This window comes from Reinekea blandensis MED297, assembly GCF_000153185.1.
Lineage (GTDB): Bacteria > Pseudomonadota > Gammaproteobacteria > Pseudomonadales > Natronospirillaceae > Reinekea > Reinekea blandensis.
Map to the genome: position 1 here is coordinate 298,487 of NZ_CH724154.1, position 19,329 is coordinate 317,815.

The 19,329-nt window shown below is 52.8% G+C and carries 20 protein-coding genes; 8 read left to right on the plus strand and 12 right to left on the minus strand.

Translation table 11 applies throughout. The annotated features are described in order from the left end of the window. From MED297_RS19025 to MED297_RS19035, 3 genes are all read left to right on the plus strand, one after another. Positions 1-733: NAD(P)H-flavin reductase (locus tag MED297_RS19025; protein WP_008047883.1), on the plus strand; the 733-nt coding region annotated here is incomplete at its 5' end. Continuing rightward, positions 730-1,476: a TrmB family transcriptional regulator gene (locus tag MED297_RS19030; RefSeq protein ID WP_008047885.1), complete on the plus strand. Its 747-nt coding sequence runs from the start codon at positions 730-732 to the stop codon at positions 1,474-1,476. The genes MED297_RS19025 and MED297_RS19030, both read left to right, overlap by 4 nt. A 54-nt stretch (positions 1,477-1,530) precedes the next feature. Then, positions 1,531-2,193 (plus strand): SDR family oxidoreductase, encoded by a 663-nt coding sequence (locus MED297_RS19035; RefSeq protein WP_008047887.1) that lies wholly within the window; start codon positions 1,531-1,533, stop codon positions 2,191-2,193. A gap of 13 nt (positions 2,194-2,206) precedes the next feature. Here the strand turns inward: MED297_RS19035 and MED297_RS19040 are convergent, their stop codons facing one another. Both MED297_RS19040 and MED297_RS19045 read right to left on the minus strand, forming a co-directional pair. Continuing rightward, positions 2,207-3,520 carry a glutathione synthetase gene (locus MED297_RS19040; protein ID WP_008047889.1) on the minus strand — a complete coding sequence of 438 codons (1,314 nt, stop codon included), beginning with the start codon at positions 3,518-3,520 and terminating at the stop codon, positions 2,207-2,209. After that, positions 3,498-4,418 carry a permease gene (locus MED297_RS19045; RefSeq protein WP_040557630.1) on the minus strand — a complete coding sequence of 307 codons (921 nt, stop codon included), beginning with the start codon at positions 4,416-4,418 and terminating at the stop codon, positions 3,498-3,500. The genes MED297_RS19040 and MED297_RS19045 overlap by 23 nt, the downstream gene beginning before the upstream one ends. Before the next feature lie 116 nt (positions 4,419-4,534). Between MED297_RS19045 and MED297_RS19050 the strand changes: the two genes are divergently transcribed. Further along, positions 4,535-4,834: an ArsR/SmtB family transcription factor gene (locus tag MED297_RS19050; protein WP_008047893.1), complete on the plus strand. Its 300-nt coding sequence runs from the start codon at positions 4,535-4,537 to the stop codon at positions 4,832-4,834. A 749-nt stretch (positions 4,835-5,583) separates the two neighbouring features. On the opposite strand, the gene MED297_RS19055 is transcribed toward MED297_RS19050, so the two are convergent. The 8 genes from MED297_RS19055 to MED297_RS19095 all read right to left on the minus strand — a co-directional run bounded on the left by MED297_RS19055 (position 5,584) and on the right by MED297_RS19095 (position 13,190). Further along, the gene (locus MED297_RS19055) at positions 5,584-5,895 is read right to left on the minus strand and encodes a hypothetical protein (protein ID WP_040557631.1); all 312 of its coding nucleotides are present in this window, start codon (positions 5,893-5,895) and stop codon (positions 5,584-5,586) included. Positions 5,896-6,782: 887 nt separating this feature from the next. Beyond that, entirely contained in the window at positions 6,783-7,886 is a 1,104-nt protein-coding gene (locus MED297_RS19065; protein WP_008047900.1) for an aminotransferase-like domain-containing protein, read from the minus strand. 194 nt (positions 7,887-8,080) lie between these two features. Beyond that, entirely contained in the window at positions 8,081-8,842 is a 762-nt protein-coding gene (locus tag MED297_RS19070) for a LytR/AlgR family response regulator transcription factor (RefSeq protein WP_008047902.1), read from the minus strand. Beyond that, positions 8,839-9,903, minus strand: coding sequence for a sensor histidine kinase (locus MED297_RS19075; protein WP_008047904.1), 1,065 nt, complete (start codon positions 9,901-9,903; stop codon positions 8,839-8,841). The genes MED297_RS19070 and MED297_RS19075 overlap by 4 nt, the downstream gene beginning before the upstream one ends. Before the next feature lie 12 nt (positions 9,904-9,915). Continuing rightward, on the minus strand, positions 9,916-10,623 hold the full coding sequence (locus tag MED297_RS19080; RefSeq protein WP_008047906.1) for an outer membrane lipoprotein-sorting protein: 708 nt from the start codon (positions 10,621-10,623) through the stop codon (positions 9,916-9,918). After that, positions 10,616-11,833 (minus strand): ABC transporter permease, encoded by a 1,218-nt coding sequence (locus tag MED297_RS19085; RefSeq protein WP_008047907.1) that lies wholly within the window; start codon positions 11,831-11,833, stop codon positions 10,616-10,618. The genes MED297_RS19080 and MED297_RS19085 overlap by 8 nt, the downstream gene beginning before the upstream one ends. Then, on the minus strand, positions 11,830-12,549 hold the full coding sequence (locus tag MED297_RS19090) for an ABC transporter ATP-binding protein (protein ID WP_008047908.1): 720 nt from the start codon (positions 12,547-12,549) through the stop codon (positions 11,830-11,832). The genes MED297_RS19085 and MED297_RS19090 overlap by 4 nt, the downstream gene beginning before the upstream one ends. Further along, positions 12,546-13,190: a hypothetical protein gene (locus MED297_RS19095; RefSeq protein WP_154651012.1), complete on the minus strand. Its 645-nt coding sequence runs from the start codon at positions 13,188-13,190 to the stop codon at positions 12,546-12,548. Before MED297_RS19095 ends, MED297_RS19090 begins: the two co-directional genes overlap by 4 nt. A gap of 281 nt (positions 13,191-13,471) precedes the next feature. Between MED297_RS19095 and MED297_RS19100 the strand changes: the two genes are divergently transcribed. Both MED297_RS19100 and MED297_RS19105 read left to right on the plus strand, forming a co-directional pair. Further along, positions 13,472-14,485, plus strand: coding sequence for a BamA/TamA family outer membrane protein (locus tag MED297_RS19100; RefSeq protein ID WP_161599319.1), 1,014 nt, complete (start codon positions 13,472-13,474; stop codon positions 14,483-14,485). Next, positions 14,485-15,540 (plus strand): hypothetical protein, encoded by a 1,056-nt coding sequence (locus tag MED297_RS19105; RefSeq protein WP_008047914.1) that lies wholly within the window; start codon positions 14,485-14,487, stop codon positions 15,538-15,540. Before MED297_RS19100 ends, MED297_RS19105 begins: the two co-directional genes overlap by 1 nt. Positions 15,541-15,554: 14 nt before the next feature. Here MED297_RS19105 and MED297_RS19110 read toward each other — a convergent pair whose 3' ends face one another. Continuing rightward, positions 15,555-15,884: a DMT family transporter gene (locus tag MED297_RS19110; protein ID WP_008047916.1), complete on the minus strand. Its 330-nt coding sequence runs from the start codon at positions 15,882-15,884 to the stop codon at positions 15,555-15,557. 262 nt (positions 15,885-16,146) lie between these two features. On the opposite strand from MED297_RS19110, the gene MED297_RS19115 reads away from it, so the two are divergent. Both MED297_RS19115 and MED297_RS19120 read left to right on the plus strand, forming a co-directional pair. After that, entirely contained in the window at positions 16,147-16,710 is a 564-nt protein-coding gene (locus MED297_RS19115) for a P-loop nucleotide/nucleoside kinase family protein (RefSeq protein ID WP_008047918.1), read from the plus strand. A gap of 26 nt (positions 16,711-16,736) precedes the next feature. Beyond that, positions 16,737-17,195, plus strand: a complete 459-nt coding sequence (locus tag MED297_RS19120; protein ID WP_008047920.1) for a DUF3291 domain-containing protein — start codon at positions 16,737-16,739, stop codon at positions 17,193-17,195. On the opposite strand, the gene MED297_RS19125 is transcribed toward MED297_RS19120, so the two are convergent. Beyond that, the gene (locus MED297_RS19125) at positions 17,184-19,058 is read right to left on the minus strand and encodes a propionyl-CoA synthetase (RefSeq protein WP_008047922.1); all 1,875 of its coding nucleotides are present in this window, start codon (positions 19,056-19,058) and stop codon (positions 17,184-17,186) included. The genes MED297_RS19120 and MED297_RS19125 overlap by 12 nt on opposite strands. Positions 19,059-19,329: the final 271 nt, after the last annotated feature.

Sequence of the window (19,329 nt, forward strand, 5' to 3'; positions counted from 1 at the left end):
CCATTTAATACGGGAGCTCTTTGCCGACACAACGACCGCCACCGTTCATGACATCAAGCCGCTCAGTGGCGATGTCTGGCAAGTACTGCTCAAACCTCTCACGAATTACCCCTATCAGGCCGGACAATACACAGAACTGTTGATCGATGGCTTTCAGTTTCTCTACTTCACCATTGGTTCCGCTCCCCACACCCCTTGTGTCGAGCTGCACATACAGGGTGGTTCAGAAACCAACAACCGACTGATCGAGCACCTTAAACAGAACAACGCCGTCGACCTGGCCCCCGCTAATGGCCGCTGTACTTTGGATTATCTGCCGGAAAGCGCATCGCCACTATTACTGATCGCCTCCGGGACCGGGTTCAGTCAAGTTAAGTCCATCGCCGAGCACCTCATTCACATTCAAAGCACCCGGAAAGTGTTCATCTACTGGACCAGCTACAAACTCAGCCAACTGTACATGCTCGAACGCGCCGAAGCCTGGGCAGAACAGCACGCCAACATTCATTCCGCGATGCTTATTTCCGAACACAGCCATTGGGAAGACAAACATCAAATGCTAGTGCACAGCATCCTGGCCGATCACAGTGACATTGGGCAGTGTCAGGCGGTCACCTGTGGGTCGCCAGAAATGGTCTACACCGTACTCGACACCTTGTGCGAACACGGCTTCCGGGAAGAAAACATGATTGCCGATGTCTTTGATTTCGCCCCAAGGAAGACCCCCGCATGAACACGGCTGAAGTTTTACGGGTCTTCGGACTGGAACCTCGGGAAACCCGAATCTATCTGGCGTTGCTGGAATCGGGACCGGCGTCCATCCGCGACATCGCCGATCGGGCTGGCATCAACCGGGGTACCACTCATGAGCTGTTAAAGCGCATGCAACAAAAAGGCGTTGTCAGTTATTTCCCCAAGGGCAAACGCCGGCATTTCAGCGCCGAACCGCCGAGCCGATTAAAAGAACTGGCCTTGAACCATCAAAGCCAGGTACTGGAAGCCATGGATCTGCTGGAAGAAAAAGTGATCCCGCAGCTGTCGCATCTGCGTCCGGTCACCGGCAACGCCGACGTGCATTATTACGAAGGTGACGATGGCATTGAACTGGTGCTGAAAGACATCCTCTCAACCGTCAGCGATCAGGAAGAGCGAACCTACAGCGTTTATTCCGCGAAGGCGATCCGTAAACACCTTTACCGGCCCTTCCCAAACTACACACGACAACGGGTTAAACTCGACATTAAAGTCCGGGTGATCGCGATTGGCGAAGGCGGTGAAGAAGCACCGTTGGCCGATCGGAAATGGATCGATGAAAAATCCAGCGAGGACGCCGGGTCTTACATCGCCATCTATCCACCCAAGGTGGCATTGATCTCACTCAGCGAAGGCGACCTGCCAACCGCCGTGGTGATTCAGTCCCCGACCATTGCAAATACCCATCAGACCATTTTCAATACCCTCTGGAATTCACTCTGATCGATCCGGACGCCGTAACACCGGCCAACGGATCGTCTATCTCGGGAGGTTAAGATGAAAACAGCAGTCATTACCGGTGCCAATCGCGGAATCGGTCTCGCGCTGGCGGAGCGTTTATCACAACAGGGTTACCGCATAATCGGCGTCTGCCGACACAGCAGCGACGAACTGAACGCCATTGCTGAACAAGTGATTGAAAACATTGATGTCACTTCTGCCGAGGCAGTCACCCAACTGCAACAGGCGTTAGCCGATACGCCCATTGATCTTCTGATCAACAACGCCGGGCTGCTCGAAGACAACGTACTGGGCTCCATCGACTTTGACAGCATTCAGCGCATGATGGACGTCAACGCCTACGCACCACTGAGAGTCACCGAAGCACTGGTTGCCAACCTGAAACCCGGCAGCAAAGTCGGGATGATTACCAGTCGTATGGGGTCCATTGCCGACAACACTTCGGGCGGACGCTATGGCTACCGTGCCTCTAAAGCCGCTCTGAATGCGTTTGGTAAGTCGCTGGCGGAAGACCTGAAACCCAAAGAAATCGCCGTTGCGTTGCTGCACCCAGGGTACGTGCAGACCCGCATGGTTGGCTTTGGTGGGTTGATTGCGCCACAAGAAGCCGCTGACGGCCTGGTCGCCCGGCTCGATGAGCTGACGCTGGAAAACTCCGGCAGCTTCTGGCACAGCAATGGCGAACGGCTCCCCTGGTAAACTAGGACCAGGTTCAAACCAGCACCACGGTATCGATGGCGCCATCACCCCGATGCACGCCCGACTCCAGTGCGGTGCTGGCCTTTGAACGAAGCAGATATCCGCCATATCGGGCATCCGAACCGACGGTGAAGATGCCCAGCTCCGATACCGGTTTATCCACTATCCATGAACCCGTTCCGCGCACAAAAATCGCAGGATGTGCGCGAGGGTATAACTGCAACCGTTGCATGAGCAGATACCGTTGATTATCGATTGATGACGGGATTCTGTTTGCCTCACCGTACACCTGACCACCGCCCTCCCCGGTTCCTTTCAGTAACCAGCGACCGGAGGACAAGTCAGACTCCAGCGTGTCCGGATTCACATCCCGGTACTTTACCGCCAACGCCAGATGAGCCAGCACGGCAGCCTGCACTGGCAGCTCAAAGGTGGTCATCAGTTCGCTGACCGATAAAGCCGAGAGACGCCGCTGCACCATCTTATGCGTCGATAATTGGCCGGCCATACTTGGGCAGAGAGCAACGGACCGTTGCTCCAACGCTGCGCGAAGATCCAATCGTAAACGACGCGTCGACGGGTCGGCACCGTAATCCTGCAGGTTGTACCCGGTTCGGAAGTACAGTAAATCGACGAGTCGGCCGTCCTCCAGCCACAACTCCGGCGCGCTTGATCGATCCAATGCGACCTGCAACTGCGCCAACGTTCGATAGACCACTTGCCCGCCCAACCGGGTTATTTCATCGGCCAACATGCCCTGATCCAGACGGTTGTCTTCGTTCGGTTCAACCACAAACACGACCAGTGGCGATGTTGCTTCACGGGTTTTAAGCGCCGCGTCCAACAGAGACTGAGCCTGTCGCTCGGTGGCACCATTGGGTGCAAAGTTAAGGTGAGGATGGTCGGCAGCCATTATGTGACTCAACTGGTCACTGAACGGCCCCATACCAGCAGCAATGGAGTTCGACTCGATCAGTCTCCAGTTCTGCTGTGTATCTAAGATCAGGTCATGCCGGGTCAGCGACAGGGCGGTGGACATCACCCGCCCGGTCGGCAAACGCTGGCACAACTCACTCGCCAGATCCTCACATGTTACCGCTGAAAACTGATCCCGAAGCCAACTCGTTTGACGGCGGACGGCATCAAACAAAGCACCCAATGCCCGGGCCGTGGCCATCGCCATCGTCCATTGTCCACGCTCGAGCCGATAAGGGGTTTGGCTCACCGTGACCGGATCAAATCGCTCCGCTCGCACTAACCCGATACCCGCCTCCTGCAGCCGACGTGCAAAATCAGTCACGGGTTCATTGCTGGGCAGTGCTGACATAGTCGCCTCCCAGGTCCATCAGGTTAACGGTGTAACCGGTCAGGCTCGCTGTCGAGAACACCAGAACAATGAAGGCGGCCATCAGTGGCGCACGAAACATGCGACGCAGCATGATCAGCTCGGGCAGGCTCGCCCCGGCCCCGCCAATGGTCAATGACATCACTGACCCCAGACTCATCCCTTTGGCCACCAGAGAGGCCGCAATCGGCACCATGGTTGACGCCCGGACATAGAGCACAATGCCAATCAGGGCCGCGACCGGCACCAGCCACCAGGCTTCCGGTGACGACAGGCGGGTAAAGAATGCTTCGGGAACAAACCCGTGCACGACCGCCCCAACGCCGACCCCGAGCGCCATGTAAGGCAGAAACGAGACAAACTGACGCGACGCCTCGTTCAGTACCCGGCGCCAGGGCAGTCCTTGATTATCGTACTCGTGGATGATACCCGCGTGCGACATCTCGTAGAGATCGGCCCGGACGAACCGTTCAAACCGAAACGTCTGCAACAGAAAACCGCTCACCACGGCCGACACCAACACAAACAGCGTATAAATCAGCAGCATCGGCAAACCGAATACCGACAGAAACAACACCACAATAAACGGATTCAGCAATGGCGAAGTAAACAGGAACGCCATGACCGGTCCAAACGGAGCGCGTGCCTGTATCAGCCCGGCCGTCATCGGTAGCGACGAGCAACTGCAGAAGGGTGTTACCGCGCCCAGCAAAATGGCAACGGCATAGCCGCGTTGCCCGGCCAGCAACGCCTTAACCCGCGCTCTGGGAAATTTGTACTGCACAAGCCCGACCAAAAAGCTGACCAACAGAAACAACACAGCTAACTCAGCAAACGTGCCCACGAAAAATACCAAGGCGTCTTTAAGGGATTGATTCATCTTTAATTCCATATTTCCAATAATGTGGAATTAATATAATTCGATAATTGTCGAATTGTCAAATTATTTCTAGAAATATAGAATTAACAGATAAACCCAATTTTGGAGCATGCAGTATGAACTTGGACGACATGGCGGCCCGACTGGCCGAGCTGGGGCACCCCACCCGACTACAGATATTGAAACACCTGATGAAAGCCGGCTACTCCGGTACCCCGGTTGGCGACATACAGGCGGCGCTCGATGTTCCGGGTTCAACCCTGTCGCATCACCTGTCACGGATGATGAAGGTCGGGCTGATTCGGCAGGAACGGGAAAGCCGAACTCTGTACTGTTTTTCAAATTACGACGCGATCAATGAGGTTATTAACTATTTGATGGATGAATGCTGTGTGAATGATGAGCGTTGTGGGTGAGAGGACGGTGGTTAGACAGGTTTGTGTTTAGTCACCGTCGCTTGTTAACTTTAAGTGCGGCTATGAGCTCATAGGGTCTTCTTGAACGCACCGTAACGATTTGCTCCTCGCCGTTGTAACGGTACTTCAGCACTACTTCGTAATCGTGAAAAGTAACGCTACAAAGTGTAGCTTATGCGTAGTTTTGAAGGTAAGCCAAGTTTCTTGGTTATCACATCAAACACACCCCATACCGCTTTAAAGTGTATATCTTTGTCTGTGACAATAAGTTCAAGACAGTTATTTATTTGAGCTTTCCTAAAAGAGTTGTTTTTCCTTAAGTAGGCCGACAACCATCTTATCCCGATAAACGATCCCTTTTGGAAGTACCTTTTCTTCGGGCTTTCGTTTCGAATATTCAAAAGCAATAGTGACTATGGCGAAAACTCCGAGTGCTATTGACACCGCTATAAACACTATTTCAAAACTCATAGTTTCCACTTCTAGCCTAAAGTTAACGAGGCTGTAGAAAAACCTCGCCCATTTTAAAATTTTTGATTTTGGCTACTTTTTGAGCCAGAAATAGGCCGTTATTTACCAAAATAGCTCTGTTTCTTCCGTAAAAACTATTTCAGGCCACTCTCCTCACGGAAGGTTTACTGAAACATGAGTTTTTCTACACCTTCAACGTTTTTGTTTTGGGGCGAGCGTAAGCGAGTCCAACGCCCGCCGCGTTAGCGGGATTTCGGGCGTGTGCCAACAACTTTTTGTTAAGCGCTTTCCAGCAGTTCTTGAACCCAATCATCCCAACACTCAGAGTTTAACTTATTTTCACTGGTGCCTGGATGGTTAGACTGCCACCAGGTTAACACCTCTATATATTCTTGCTCACTTAATTCGAAAGGTTCCCACTTATCCATTCTTCCATCCTGATCGCAAGGATCAGATCCAACTAAGAAGAATTCGTTTAAAAAACTATGTGGAGGAAAATAGTCACTGCTCTCGACAATTCCGAAGATTCCGTAAGGAACTTTTGTGTTTTCAGAGAGAACCTTTTGAGCACGACCTACTGAATTTACCATTTTTCCTCGTAGACACTTAACGTTTTTGTGCTGGCGCGAGCGGTAGCGAGTCGAAGGCCCGCCCGCGACAGCGGGTTAGTTAAGGCGGGCCAGTTCCAGCCACCCTTTGTTATGAGCTTGGTGCTATGACCAAAAGAAAGTAATAGCACTAAGCACTTTGTTCATGATTCTAGGAAGCCAAAAACCAATCAACGCTGCAGGGGTCCCGAATAATAAGATAGGTTTCCATAACTCTGCGATCATTTGGCTTAATGGAAATATTGTTACTGGGCCAAGAAATACCCAAACAACGCACCCAACAATTGCAAATACCAAGAAAGACATTATTGAAGTCAGTATTCTTGCTTGAGTCTGAGTTGCTTTAATATCCATTTACAGCTTCTTGCTCATAACAGTTTCTTCGTACGCTACTGCGTATTTTTTATGCACACATATGTAATTACTTAAAACATTACGTTGGTGCTTCTATGTCAGTCATATTGAGAGCTTTAGGGATGGGTGTCAATTTGACTATTCTTATTTTTATGCTGTAGCGCAAGTATTTTTAATGTTTAAGCGCTTCAAACACCAGGTACACCTGGGGACGATCTAACTCGTAGATATTCGCGTTCAGGGTCATTATCGGGCTTTTTAAGCTTCAGCCCATATATCCGGAAACATTCCAGATATGTAAGCGCAATAGCCTTTAATATGAGATCTGGTTCTCAGGGCAATACCACGTCCTAACCGGTTTCTATTCGCTACTTAAATACTATGACCATTGGAATGTACGATAAGCAAAAAACCAGAATCCATTGAAATCTTTGCTAGCAAGACGAGTGCTCATCCTCGTTATCTGAGAGCTTCGTCTGCATTGCCTTAGAAGTCGACAATGCGAAATGTTTTGTTTACGCCAAAACTGATGCCAAACGGTTACAGGCTTCCTGCAACTGCGGTTCCGAGTACCAGGCAAAACACAGCCGCATGCTCGATTGAAAGCCATTGTTTTCCGAACATAGCTGGCCCGGTAAAAAGTTTACTCCCGCCTGTTTTGCTGCTTCCTGATAATTGGATACATCCCGACCGTCGACAAAACTCAGCCAGATAAAAAAGCCACCATCGGGCCGAACCATGTGAATCTGCTCACCAAAGGCCGCCTCCAGGCTGTGGTAAAGACAGTCGGCTCGCTCGGAATAAATCTGACGCAACCGGTTCAGTGTCTGCTCAAACTCTCCGTTCAATAGCAGGGGTTCGACCAACGCGGATGTCACCGGCGCAAGGCCACCACCACTGCGAAGCAAGGCGGCGTTACCAAATCGACTCACGATCGCTTCGGTTCCCTGTATCCAGCCAAGGCGCAGCCCGGGTGCAAGAATTTTTGAGAAGGAACCGATCGAAACCACGGGTGCGTCGTCATCGAACATCGCTAATGGCCGTGGCGGTTTCTGAGTAAAGTACAGCGATTGATAGATTTCGTCAGCGATAATCGGGCATTGGGTCCGGGCGCACAGTGCCACCAGGTCATTCCGACGCTGCAAGGGTTGGGTCACACCGGTTGGGTTGTGGAAACTCGGGACAGTATAAAAGAAGTTCGGCTGGTATTGATCAATGGCCTGCTCAAGTGCAGCCAGGTTAATACCCTCATCATCCATCGGTACCGCGACCACGTTCATGCCGCGTTCTCTGAATAAATCCATGGCGATGAAGTAACTCGGGTCTTCCACCAGGACTGTTGCCCCGGGTCGGCCAAACTGCGTGCAAACCATGTCGAGTGCATTCGAGGAGCCGTTAGTCAGCAACAGTCGATCAGCGTGAACTGGTTGGCCATAATCCTCGCTCAACCAAGACGCCAGCGCCTTTCTGAATGATGCATCCCCGGTCTGTTCGCCATAGGCGAGTCGCGATGCGTTTACAGAGCAATTCTGGAACTGATCAACAGGCAACAGCGCCGGGTCGGGCTGACCGACGGCCAGGTCAAGCAGTTGTGAAGAGCGAGTTACCTGAGGTGCCATAGAGTATCCCTATTGCTACGAATAGAGCTAGGGTAACAAGCCTGACTAGACGAGGCTACCAAGCCTGAACATACGGATCACCTGAGACCACAAAGTATCTACCAAAAAAGGACTTTAATGTGTGAACTCCATAACTTTCTCATATTAACCATGAGTTTGAGTTTACAGACTAGCATCCTGCCACCAGCAACAACTCATTGTGCCTTGAAAAGATGCTGATGCGCCCGGCTGACCGGCAGCGGTTTGCTGCGCCCTAAAATATAGACTTCGTAATTGCCAGCGTCGTTACGTTCCGCCCGATCAACATGTTGCATGTTAACGACCGTGCTTCGGTGGATTCGCCAAAAGTATGTCAGGTCGAGCTGCTCTTCTAACTGACGAATGCTCATCCGCATCAGAAACTCATCGTCATCGGTTACCACCGTGGTGTACTTGTCTTCGGCTCGAAAAAACCGGACCTCATTAACGGCGATGACTTTGATGGCGTTGCCTTTCTGAACGTTCAGCCATACCAAACCACCGGGGCGCTCGACCCGATTCACCAGCTCAACCAGCGCGTCAAGCTGAGGAGGTTGCGTCGATGCGCTGGACTCAGCTTGCAGTTGCTGCAACCGTTCCACCGTTTTGACCAACCGGTTTTCATCCAGCGGCTTCAACAGATAGTCGATCGCGCCTCGTTCAAACGCGGCGACGGCATAGTCATCGTAGGCCGTCAGAAACACGACCCGGGTTTCTATGCCCTTCTGCGCCAGCTTCAGTGCCACGTCCAACCCAGTCAACCCGGGCATTTTAATGTCCAGAAAAGCGACATCGGGCCGGCACTCATCAATCAACGCCAGGGCTTCTTCACCGTTGGCCGCCTGGGCAACGATGTCTGCATCGGGCCAGACATTCTCCAACGCTTTCTGCAGATGAAAACGTAACAGCGGTTCATCGTCGGCAATCAACAGGTTCATGCGTCGCCCTCTTCGGTCTCTGGTTGCATAGGGAAGCGGATAACCGAACGCCAGCCTTGTTCCGTTGGACCACTTTGCAAGGTGGCCTGGTCGCCATAACGATTGTTCAGCCGCTGACGAATGTTGGTCAGACTCAGACCATGGCCGTTATGTGTCGCAGAGGACCCAGCGCCGTTATCGGCAATCTCGATTTTGAGCACGCCTTGTTGTGCGGAAATGTCCAGCTCAATGGTCACCGGTTGCATTGCGCCTTCGGCCGCGTGACGCACAGAGTTCTCGATCAACGGCTGGATCAGCATCGGCATCATCGTCTCATCGAGCAAAGATGAGTCCACCCGCTCCTCAACCCTAAGGCGATCGCCAAAACGGACTCTCTGAATGCTCAGGTAAGCGTGCACCAGTTCCAGCTCCTGCGATAACAGACAGTCGTCGCGGCTGGCATTGCTCATGGAGGCGCGCAGGATATTACTCAAGTCACCAATCATGTACTTGGCCTGTTGTGCATCAATATCAATCAGGCTCTGTACCGTGGCGAGTGTGTTAAACAGAAAATGAGGCTCCATCTGTGCCTGTAATAATCGGTTTTCAGCTTGCTGTCTCAAACTGTTATTTTCAGCGACCTTCAGCTGTTCGGCCTGCAGCGCTAACGTCAGCGACTGCGTCCGGTACTGCGACCAGAAAAAGTAAAAGGCGGCCGCACTGAACATGAACGCGATGGCAAAGTTGACAAACAGTAACGGCCCAAAATAACCAAATGGAATGTGGCCCGCCCAGACCAAATAGCTGTAAACAGCAACCATGCCGATGATACAACCGATGATGATCGACAGCAGATTGATCGTGCGATCCGATAACCCCCAGGACCGCGTTCGCAAAAACGATTCGAGTATTGAAATGGGGATACCAAAACTCAGGCTGAAGCCAAAGTTCACCAGCCAGCCTATCTGGTTAAACAGATGCGTCAGAACGGCGATAAGCGCACATACGAGCAACAACAAGCCGATGCTGCGCAGATCGGAAAAGTAGTTGTGCAGAAATGTCTCACGAGTGTCAGTCGACATAGGATGCCCTTATCACGGAGTCGATCGAAGCAGGTACGCTGGCGTAAACCATTTATCCAGCAGGTTCATCGGTTCAATAGCATCGTAGACGATGCGTGTCGTCCGCTGCGATTGGACCTGATCGCTTAACGACAGTCCGCGCATAACCCATTCACCGTCGGTTTCGACCAACTCAAACTTCGCCTGCTTAGCCAGTTTACCCGATTTTAAATAAAAATCCGCCTCGATCGGATGTTGCGTCTCGCTCTCCACGGTGAGTTCAATCTGTTGATAGCTCAAGCCGCGGCGGCGGGCATTCAGATAAAGTAACGTGCGATCGTCTTGCTGAGTTCGTTCAACAACCTCATAGTCTTCCGCCCAGGCCAGCGACGCGACATCGCCCACGCTGGCATCTCCCAAAAGTTTCTGCATGGGCGTGATTCGCAACGCGCGTTTTGAGTCTGGCATGAATAACCAGAACTGGTCATCAACCATCAGAACCTTTTGCCCGGCTTCCCGATCATTACGGTAAACCGCCAGAGAACGGCCATCCTGATGCGCATAGACATCAAGCACAGACTCCCGCGTCGGTTCTCCCGGTTCATCCACAATGATTCGCGTGGTCACTTTCACGCTTTCACCGCCGGTTCTCATGGAATCGAGGTAGATCAGTTCCGGAGCCGGGTCAGCCCACACCGGCAACATCAGAATAACGAACAATAACCCTATGAACTTACGCATATCGAAGTGCCTCCGCCACGGTGTAACGAACCCCTTTTCGCACCGCCAATGCACTGGCGGCCAATGCCATCACCCAGACCAATACCAGACTCCAGGCTGCCGCCTGCCAGAAGAAATACACCTGTAGTGGGTACCCTTCTGTCTGCCCTGGCGGCGGTGGCATGTTGATGGGAAAGCCAATCAGCAACAGGGTAATGACAGCACTGATAATTAGCCCTAGCGCCGTTCCCAGAATCGCCAGATAACTGGCTTCAATCAGAAACAAACGAACAATTTCGCGACGATGTGTTCCCATGGCTGACAACATGCCAATTTCCCGAATCCGCTCCATCACGCTCATGGCGCTGGTGTTAAACACGGCAAACAAGACCATGATGAGAATCACGCCGCCCATGACACCAAAAATACGGTCGTACAGGTTTTTAACCGAGCGATAGAAGAACGCGCGGTCCTGCCAGGGTGTCACTTTCAGCTCCGGAAAAAGCGCAGACAGCTGTTGCTCGTAGTCCGCCTGAGCTGAGGTATCGCGTAGATAGACACTTAACTGGCTGACTCGATCGGCATCAACCAAAAACTGCGCCGTTGCGTTATGAACCCTCAACAATCGGGCGTCCAGTTCCGGCACGCCGGTCGAAAGAATACCCTGAACCTCGACATCAATGGCATTCAGGGCGCCATCGTATGTTGACGACAATAATGTCAGGCCCGTGCCGATGGTGGCGTTAAGCGAGTCGGCCAGGCCTTTGCCCAACAGCACCTCATAGTCCCGTTGCGCATCCGGTTGCTGACTGAGCATGCGACCGTCGGTAATCGACAGTGCCGGCCCCATTACCTTGGGTAAATCAGGGTCGACACCTTCGCCCATAAAAATCGTAGACTTCTCACCATTGGTAATTAACCCGGTAAAGCCTGTTGACGCCAACACATAACGAATGTCCGGGTCTTGCAACAGCTGCTGCCGAATGGCGTCATATTCCGCCAGCCCCAGCTCAAGCGGGTAGGCTTCTTCCCGCTCAAAATAATCCGGATGACTGAGGATGAGCTGCCCGTTTTCACGCATGGCAAACTCCTGCAGTGAGTCGTAGGTGTAACGGGCAAAGCCAGTGGTTGTCATGATACCGGCCACCCCCATTGCGACCAGTAACAAGGTCGCCACGGTGCGACGTCGATTACGCCCGAGGTTTTGCCATCCCAGTTTTAACCATTTCATAAGACCACCTCCGGACTCAACATCGACTGGCGTGAAAGCTCCGACGTGGCCACGAGATGACCATCGTCGACCTCCAGTACCCGATCGCAGAACGGCACGAGCCGATAATCGTGTGTCGCGATCAGACAGGCCGTCTGATGTTCATGGACGAGTTCACGAATCAGACGAATAACGGTTAAGGCGGTATCGGCATCCAGACTCGCCGTGGGTTCATCGGCAATCAGCAGACGAGGCTGCTTTACCAGTGCCCGGGCAATGGCCACTCGCTGACGCTGACCACCTGACAACGCCTCGGGTCGGCTATGGGCGAACGCGGACAAACCAACCTGGTCCAACAACGTCATTACAGTCTGATGAATGTCTTTTGGCGATCGGTTAAGCAACATCAAAGGAAAGGCAACGTTATCGAACACGCTCATGACCGGAATCAGATTGAACTGCTGAAAAATAAACCCGACCTGTTCCCGGCGCCATTGAGTCCGCGCGGTAACAGACAGATCGTTAACCGATGTCCCGTCAAACTTAAGATCACCGGAGTCGGCCGTTTCTATCAACCCGACGATGTTCAAAAGCGTACTTTTTCCGCTGCCGGACGGACCTAACAATGCCACGCATTCACCGTAATCAACGCTGGCGCTGGCATCGGTCAGGACCGGGGTCAGGCCTGTGCCCCGGCCAAAAGCTTTGTTCAGGCCATGACATTGAACGGCGCTCATTGTGCTGACTCCGCTTCGCGGGCACTTTGAATGTAGCGATCGTCGCCGGGCAGGGCCGCTAAGGTTTCAAGCCACTCGTCGGCCTGGGTTTCCTGCTCAACCGCACGTGCCGCACGAATGCCGTAGTAATACGCGAAGCTTTTTGCGGGCGCGGGCAGCGCCAGAAACTGCTCATCGCTCAGTACATCCTGAAACAGATAGAAGCTGTCTTCGTAGCGTCCGAAAAATTCCGGCACCTGAATAAAGGTCACCGCCGCCATGGTTTTTACATGAAACACCACCGGCATGCCCTGAAAAGACATCGTCCGATGTTCCGGAGTCAACAACCGCACCGCGGCTGCCATGGTGTCCAAGCCGGTTTCGGTGTGTTCCATTTTACTCCAGGGCATCCAGGCATCGCGGCCTCGTAAGGTCTGACTGCTGCCGAGCATAACCAAGGTAAACGGATCGCGTTTATCGTCATCGACTATGGTCTGCCAGTCGCTGACCAGTTTTTTTGATGACCCACCTTCATCGCTGGAAACCAGCATGAAGTCTTCATAAGCCTGCTGGAAAGACGCCGATTGATAGTCAGCCGCAAACAACGCGCTAGTCAGACACAGGCACATCATCAGTCGTGGGAATAGGATTCGTTGATTCATGGATGCCCTCCGGGGCTTTCATTTTTCCAACATGATCGGCGCCTCCGGGCTGGTTGTCCGCCCGGTGTGATAACGGGCACGCTGACGCGATGAACGGTGGGCTTGAACGACGACTGGTCGTCATCACGTTTGATTGCGGTATGAAGACCTCCTTCGGCTGTTTATCCCGCCACGTAACCGTTCATCCATCGGCCATACCATTCGTCGCACAGCCCCCCGAAGTTGAACGTCGGGTCGTACCGTGTTGCCTGACGATACTGACCTTCAATGGATGGACTGACATGATTCTTCTGCCGCAAACTCTGAGGCCAGCACTGCTTATTCTGGTGCTCAGTGCCGTGCTGGGTGTGTTTACACCTGCACATTCTCAGCCTTACTCGCATGCTATCTCGCCGGTGTTCGGCTATGACCCTGCCTACGGCACCCTGATTGGCGCGGCCTGGTTTGCCTACCCCAGTGGTGAAAACACCACCGTCACCGATCGCAAATCGCTGAATCTGACCATGCGGTTCGGGCCTCATGGGGCTTTTGCCTTTCAACATGAACAACCGGAATTAGGCAGGGGCTGGGGTCTCGACTACAACATGTCGGCTGACAACTTTTTTCAGTACGAAACCGACAACGACAGCACTGAGATTCTCAGCACTCAGGAGCAGCTAACCCTGGCAACCGAACTGCGGATACGTCGTTCGCTCACCGAATCAATCTCGCTGTACGCAGGGCCATACGTCGAAGCGCAATGGCTGGACAATCATCGAAACAGCCATGCCTATCTTGCTTCAGGTCTTGTCCTGGATACCCGTGACGATCCGGTTAACAGCCACCAAGGGGTTTACGCCCAAACTGAAATACGATGGCAGCCGCACCAGTTGACGTCAGAGTTCGATGACGCCAGCGGGCAACTGCGCGTGGATCTTCGTGGGTTCCTGCCGGTTACCGATCACAGCACACTTGCGCTGCGAGCAATCAGTCAAACCAGTGAAGGTCAGGGATTACTCAGTCAAATCGGCGGTGCCGATTTACTGCGCGGTTACCTGGGAGGACAGTTTGAAGCCGACCGACTGGCGGCAACGCAAACCGAGTTTCGCTTCCCGATCTGGCGATTCATTCGCGGCGTAACGTTTTACGAATGGGCTCATTTTCACTCGTCGGATCGTTGGCTGACACGGCAGAGTGGCGGGCTGGGGTTTCGTTTTGGCCTGCCACCGGATCAGACCATGTCGGTTCGCTGGGACATTGCTGTCAATGATCAACAGCAATGGCAATCCTTCGTCAGCTTTAATCAGGTGTTCTGATGGCACGCTGGTTTTGGTTATTAGTCTTAATGAGCCCGGCGCTGGCGACTGAACTTCAATTAGAAGCCAACTGGGCATTGGACAAACAATGGTCCGCCAATGCTCCGGCTCAGCAATGGGTAACCCGTACCGACTGGACACCTGAGCTGGACGCCGATTTAGCGTTGCAGCATCGTGGCTTCGAGTTGGCTGTTCAGGTGACACCGGAACAGGCGCAAATCCGTCAGCTGTATCAGGACGTAAGCTCAGACAATGCCGAATGGACCGTTGGATTAAAATCGCAGGAATGGGCGTACTCGCACGGCAGTGAGGATCTGAACTGGTTGCAAGATGCCACCTTTGTGATGCGTGAGCAGTATGGATCCCGACTCACCCTGCAAACCTTCTGTCAGTCTATGCCGGACAACGATCCAGGCTGCGGTGCACGCATCACCGGCTGGTACGATCGGTTCGACGGTCAACTGTTAACCCGATACCTGGACGGCTGGGATGTCGCCGGCGCGCTGCAGGCGCAACTGGGCGACGGCGGGCTTGTTTACCTGGAAGCTCAGATGGAGACTCACGGACAATGGCACCAAATTCAATCAACATCACCGGAAGCGCCGCTGCGTGTGAGCCAGGTTCAGGGAAACCGACTGGCCGGTACTCTGGGTGTGCAATGGACGCTGCCTACCGAAGTGACCGTCAGTTATGAATACCACTATTCGGACCGTCATTTCTCGCAAGGCCAGTGGCACAGTGTTGGGCAGCAACTGACCGAAACCAGCGCAGGTTTACTCAGCGACGTGTTGCAGAAGCCATTCCAGGCAAACCAGCACCTGTATCGACTCAATTGGCCGATACTGGATAGTGAGTTGGAGCAGATATTGGTTGTCTGGCCAGAGATGTCAACCTGGATTAGCCACACCAGTATTACCACACCGTTAACGCCTTCACTGTCGCTCAGTGCAGAGGTTGAGCGTCCAAACCCCGATGGACTACTGGCCGCCATTGGTACGGGCCCAAGCGTCCGTGTGCGCTTATCATTACGGGATGGAATCACCTTAGGGGACTGATTTTGCCACTCATGTTAATGCCCCCCGACGTTTGAAAACAGGTTCAACACAACCACACCACTGACGATTAAACAGACACCGATGACACCGGCCAGATCGAACGCCTGACCGTAGAACCACCAGGACAGCAGCGCCACCAAAGCGACACCCAACCCGGACCAGATCGCATAGGCAACCCCCACCGGTATGGTTTTCAGTGTCAGTGACAGGAAGAAAAAAGCGACGGCGTAACCGATGACCACAACGACAGATGGCCACAGTTTGGTAAACCCTTCAGCAGGTTTTAACGAGGTGGTGGCAATAACTTCGGCGACAATGGCAATCAGCAGGTATAACCAATTCATAAACGTTAACAGCTCTCATTCATTTTGGTGGATCAGCGTGCCTGAAAACTTTTTGTTTCGTAAGTCTGACTTTTCACGGACTCATGTGTCGTTGTGCTGTCGGACAAAAAAACGTTTACACCGGCGATCATCGCAGCATGATAATGGAACTCCGATGTCGACTGCTGGTTGACAGGACATTCACCATAAAACCGAATGCGAACTTGAATGTCTTCTTAATATTATCCATTCTTAATCCCTTAAATAACCGAGCGCACTCGCAATGGCCATACTGTTGATCGGCGGTGCCCCCAGAACCGGAAAATCTCTGTTAGCGCATCAGCTGATGACCCTGACGAATACGCCTTACCAATCGATTGATCCGTTGAAGATGGCTATCCATCATGCCATTCCCGACTATCCGCTGGACACCAATGCAGGGTCGGTAGCGGTGTCTGAACAGCTATGGCCGTTCCTGAAATGTCTCGTTCAGAACTCTATTGATACCGGTGTGTCATCTATCCTGGAAGGTGAACTGCTTCCCGCTAGGGTCGCTGAACTGATGCAAGCCAACCCTGGAAAGATCCGTGCCTGTTTTGTTGGTTACCAATCGATTTCCATTACCGAGAAATGCCAACAGATCCGCCGGCATTCCGGCCATCCCAATGATTGGACGGCAGACTTAGACGACACTGACTTGGCGTCACTGGTCAAGGAGGGTATTCAGTTCAGTCATCAGTTACGGCACGATTGTCACCAACAAGGTTTACCCTATATCGACTTTTCAGACGACTATGAACGCGCAGCGCGTGAGGTCATTCGTACACTGACTGCGACAAGCCAATAACCTTGGGAAAAGGACGCCAGACCCGTATGCACTTTCATTTAGCTCAGTTAAACATCGCCGAACTCAAAGCGCCGCTTGATTCCCCCGAACTCGCGGATTTTGTCAATAATCTGGATCGGATCAATGCCCTCGCCGAGTCTTCACCCGGCTTCATTTGGCGCTTACAGACCGACGACGGAGACGCAACGGAATTACGGCCCTTTGGTGACGACGTGATTGTGAACATTTCCGTCTGGGAGTCCATCGACGCTCTGCACAACTATGTCTATCGATCAGCCCATACCGAGATCATGAAGCGCCGCAAAGAGTGGTTTCACCGGATGGTAAATGCTTACTCGGTATTATGGTGGGTTCCGGCAGGTCACCAACCCACACCGGCTGAAGCTCACGAACGACTGACGTGGTTACGTGAAAAAGGCCCGCATGCGCAGGCCTTTACCTTTAAAAAACGCTTTGATCCATCAGGTGAAGAATCAGGCATTTGACGTTAACAGCGGTTGAATTTCATCAAGCGCAGATGGGTCATCGATGGTCGATGGCACCGTATAGGTTTCGTTGTCCGCCATTTTTCGTAACGTGGCACGCAGAATTTTTCCGGAGCGGGTTTTGGGCAGTCGATTGACAATCACGGTCTGTCGGTAACAGGCAATGGCACCGATCTCTTCGCGTACCCGTTGCGTCAGTTCGGTACTGAGTTCGTCGTCGTCCACATAGACCCCGTCTTTCAAGACTACCAGACCCAAAGGCAGCTGACCTTTCAACTCATCCCGGATTCCGATCACGGCGCATTCTGCCACCGCCGGGTGGGCTCCGATGACCGCTTCCATCTCACCAGTCGACAGTCGGTGACCGGCCACATTGATGACGTCATCAATCCGCCCCATCACGTAGAGATAACCATCAGCGTCTTTGTAGCCGCCATCGCCGGAGACGTAATACCCGACGAACTGTCGTAAGTATCCCGATTCAAAACGGGCCTGATTGTTCCAGATCGTCGTCAGACAACCCGGTGGCAGAGGCCGCTGTAACGCAATGAAACCTTGCGTGTCCGGTGGCTGAACCCGACCATCGGCATCGAGGATTTCGACATTGAACCCCGGTAGCGGCATGCAGGCACTGCCGGCACGTGTCTCAAACTGTTCTAAACCCACTGGGTTGCCGGCAATGGCCCAGCCGGTTTCCGTTTGCCACCAATGATCGACCACGGGCTTACCGGTTTTCTGTTCGGTCCATTCCAGCGTGGGCGGATCGAGCCGTTCCCCGGCCATAAAGATAGTCCGCAACGATTCAATATTATATTTCTGAATAAACTCACCTTCCGGATCGATTTTCTTAATCGCCCGGAACGCGGTGGGCGCTGCAAACAGCACCTTAACCTGATGCTGTTCCACAACACGCCAAAACGCGCCGGCGTCGGGAGTCCCAACGGGTTTTCCTTCATAGAGAACCGTCGTACAACCGGTAATCAGCGGGGCGTAGACAATGTATGAATGGCCCACGACCCAGCCAACATCCGAGGCAGCCCAATAGACATCGCCCGGTTGCACATCATAGAGCGCGGACATCGAATAACGCATGGCAACCGCATGGCCGCCATTGTCACGAACCACCCCTTTTGGCTTACCGGTTGTTCCCGAGGTATACAGAATGTAGAGCGGATCAGTCGCTTTCACAGCCACGCAGTCGGCCGGTTCAGCACTGTCGAGCAATGTTTGCCAGCGTAAAAGACCGGCTTCTGTCAGCGGCTGTTCCGGCCTTTCCCAGACAATGACCTGCTCCGGTTGGTGCTCAGCTAAAGCCAGTGCTTCGCGCAACAGGGGTTGATAATTGATGGTCTTACCCACTTCCAGGCCACAGGTGGCAGACAGAACCACCTTTGGCGACGCATCTTCAATCCGCACGGCCAACTCTTTGGCAGCAAAGCCACCAAAGACCACAGAATGCACGGCACCCAGTCGCGCGCAGGCGAGCATGGCCACAACCGCCTGAGGGATCATCGGCATGTAAATCACCACACGATCCCCTTTTTGAACTCCCTGCTGCGCCAACAGACCGGCACACCGTTGCACCTGATCCAGTAGGTCTGAATAGCGGATGTGCTCCACCGTACCGGTCATCGGAGAGTCGTAAATCAACGCGGTCTGATCGCCACGTCCCTGCTCAACATGTACATCTAAAGCCAGATATGAGGTATTCAGCTCGCCGTCCGGAAACCAGCGATCATTTCCGTCTTCGTCGGTTGCGAAACCAATGCTCGGATTTTTGTACCAGGCCAGCGACTGCGCCTGTTTCAGCCAGAACTGATCCGGTTCACGACGCGCCTGCTGATAAGATTCTGCGTAAGACACCTTCGCCTCCTGATTTATTATTGTTAACAATGGGTCGAATTAATGTGCATTTAGCGCTCTATTTATTATCAATTCAACAGCATTGTTAACAATTAAGACCAATGTCTAACCAGACGGTGGTGGTTTTCCATTACGGAACCAAACACCAAATGAGCAGGGAAATATTAGGAGAGGATCAGAGCCAGATGGCAACTGGCAACTGGCAGGCCGATTAACGCACTGACCGACCGTTACTATCAGTTCAGATTTATTAGCAAGGCAGAATAAAAAG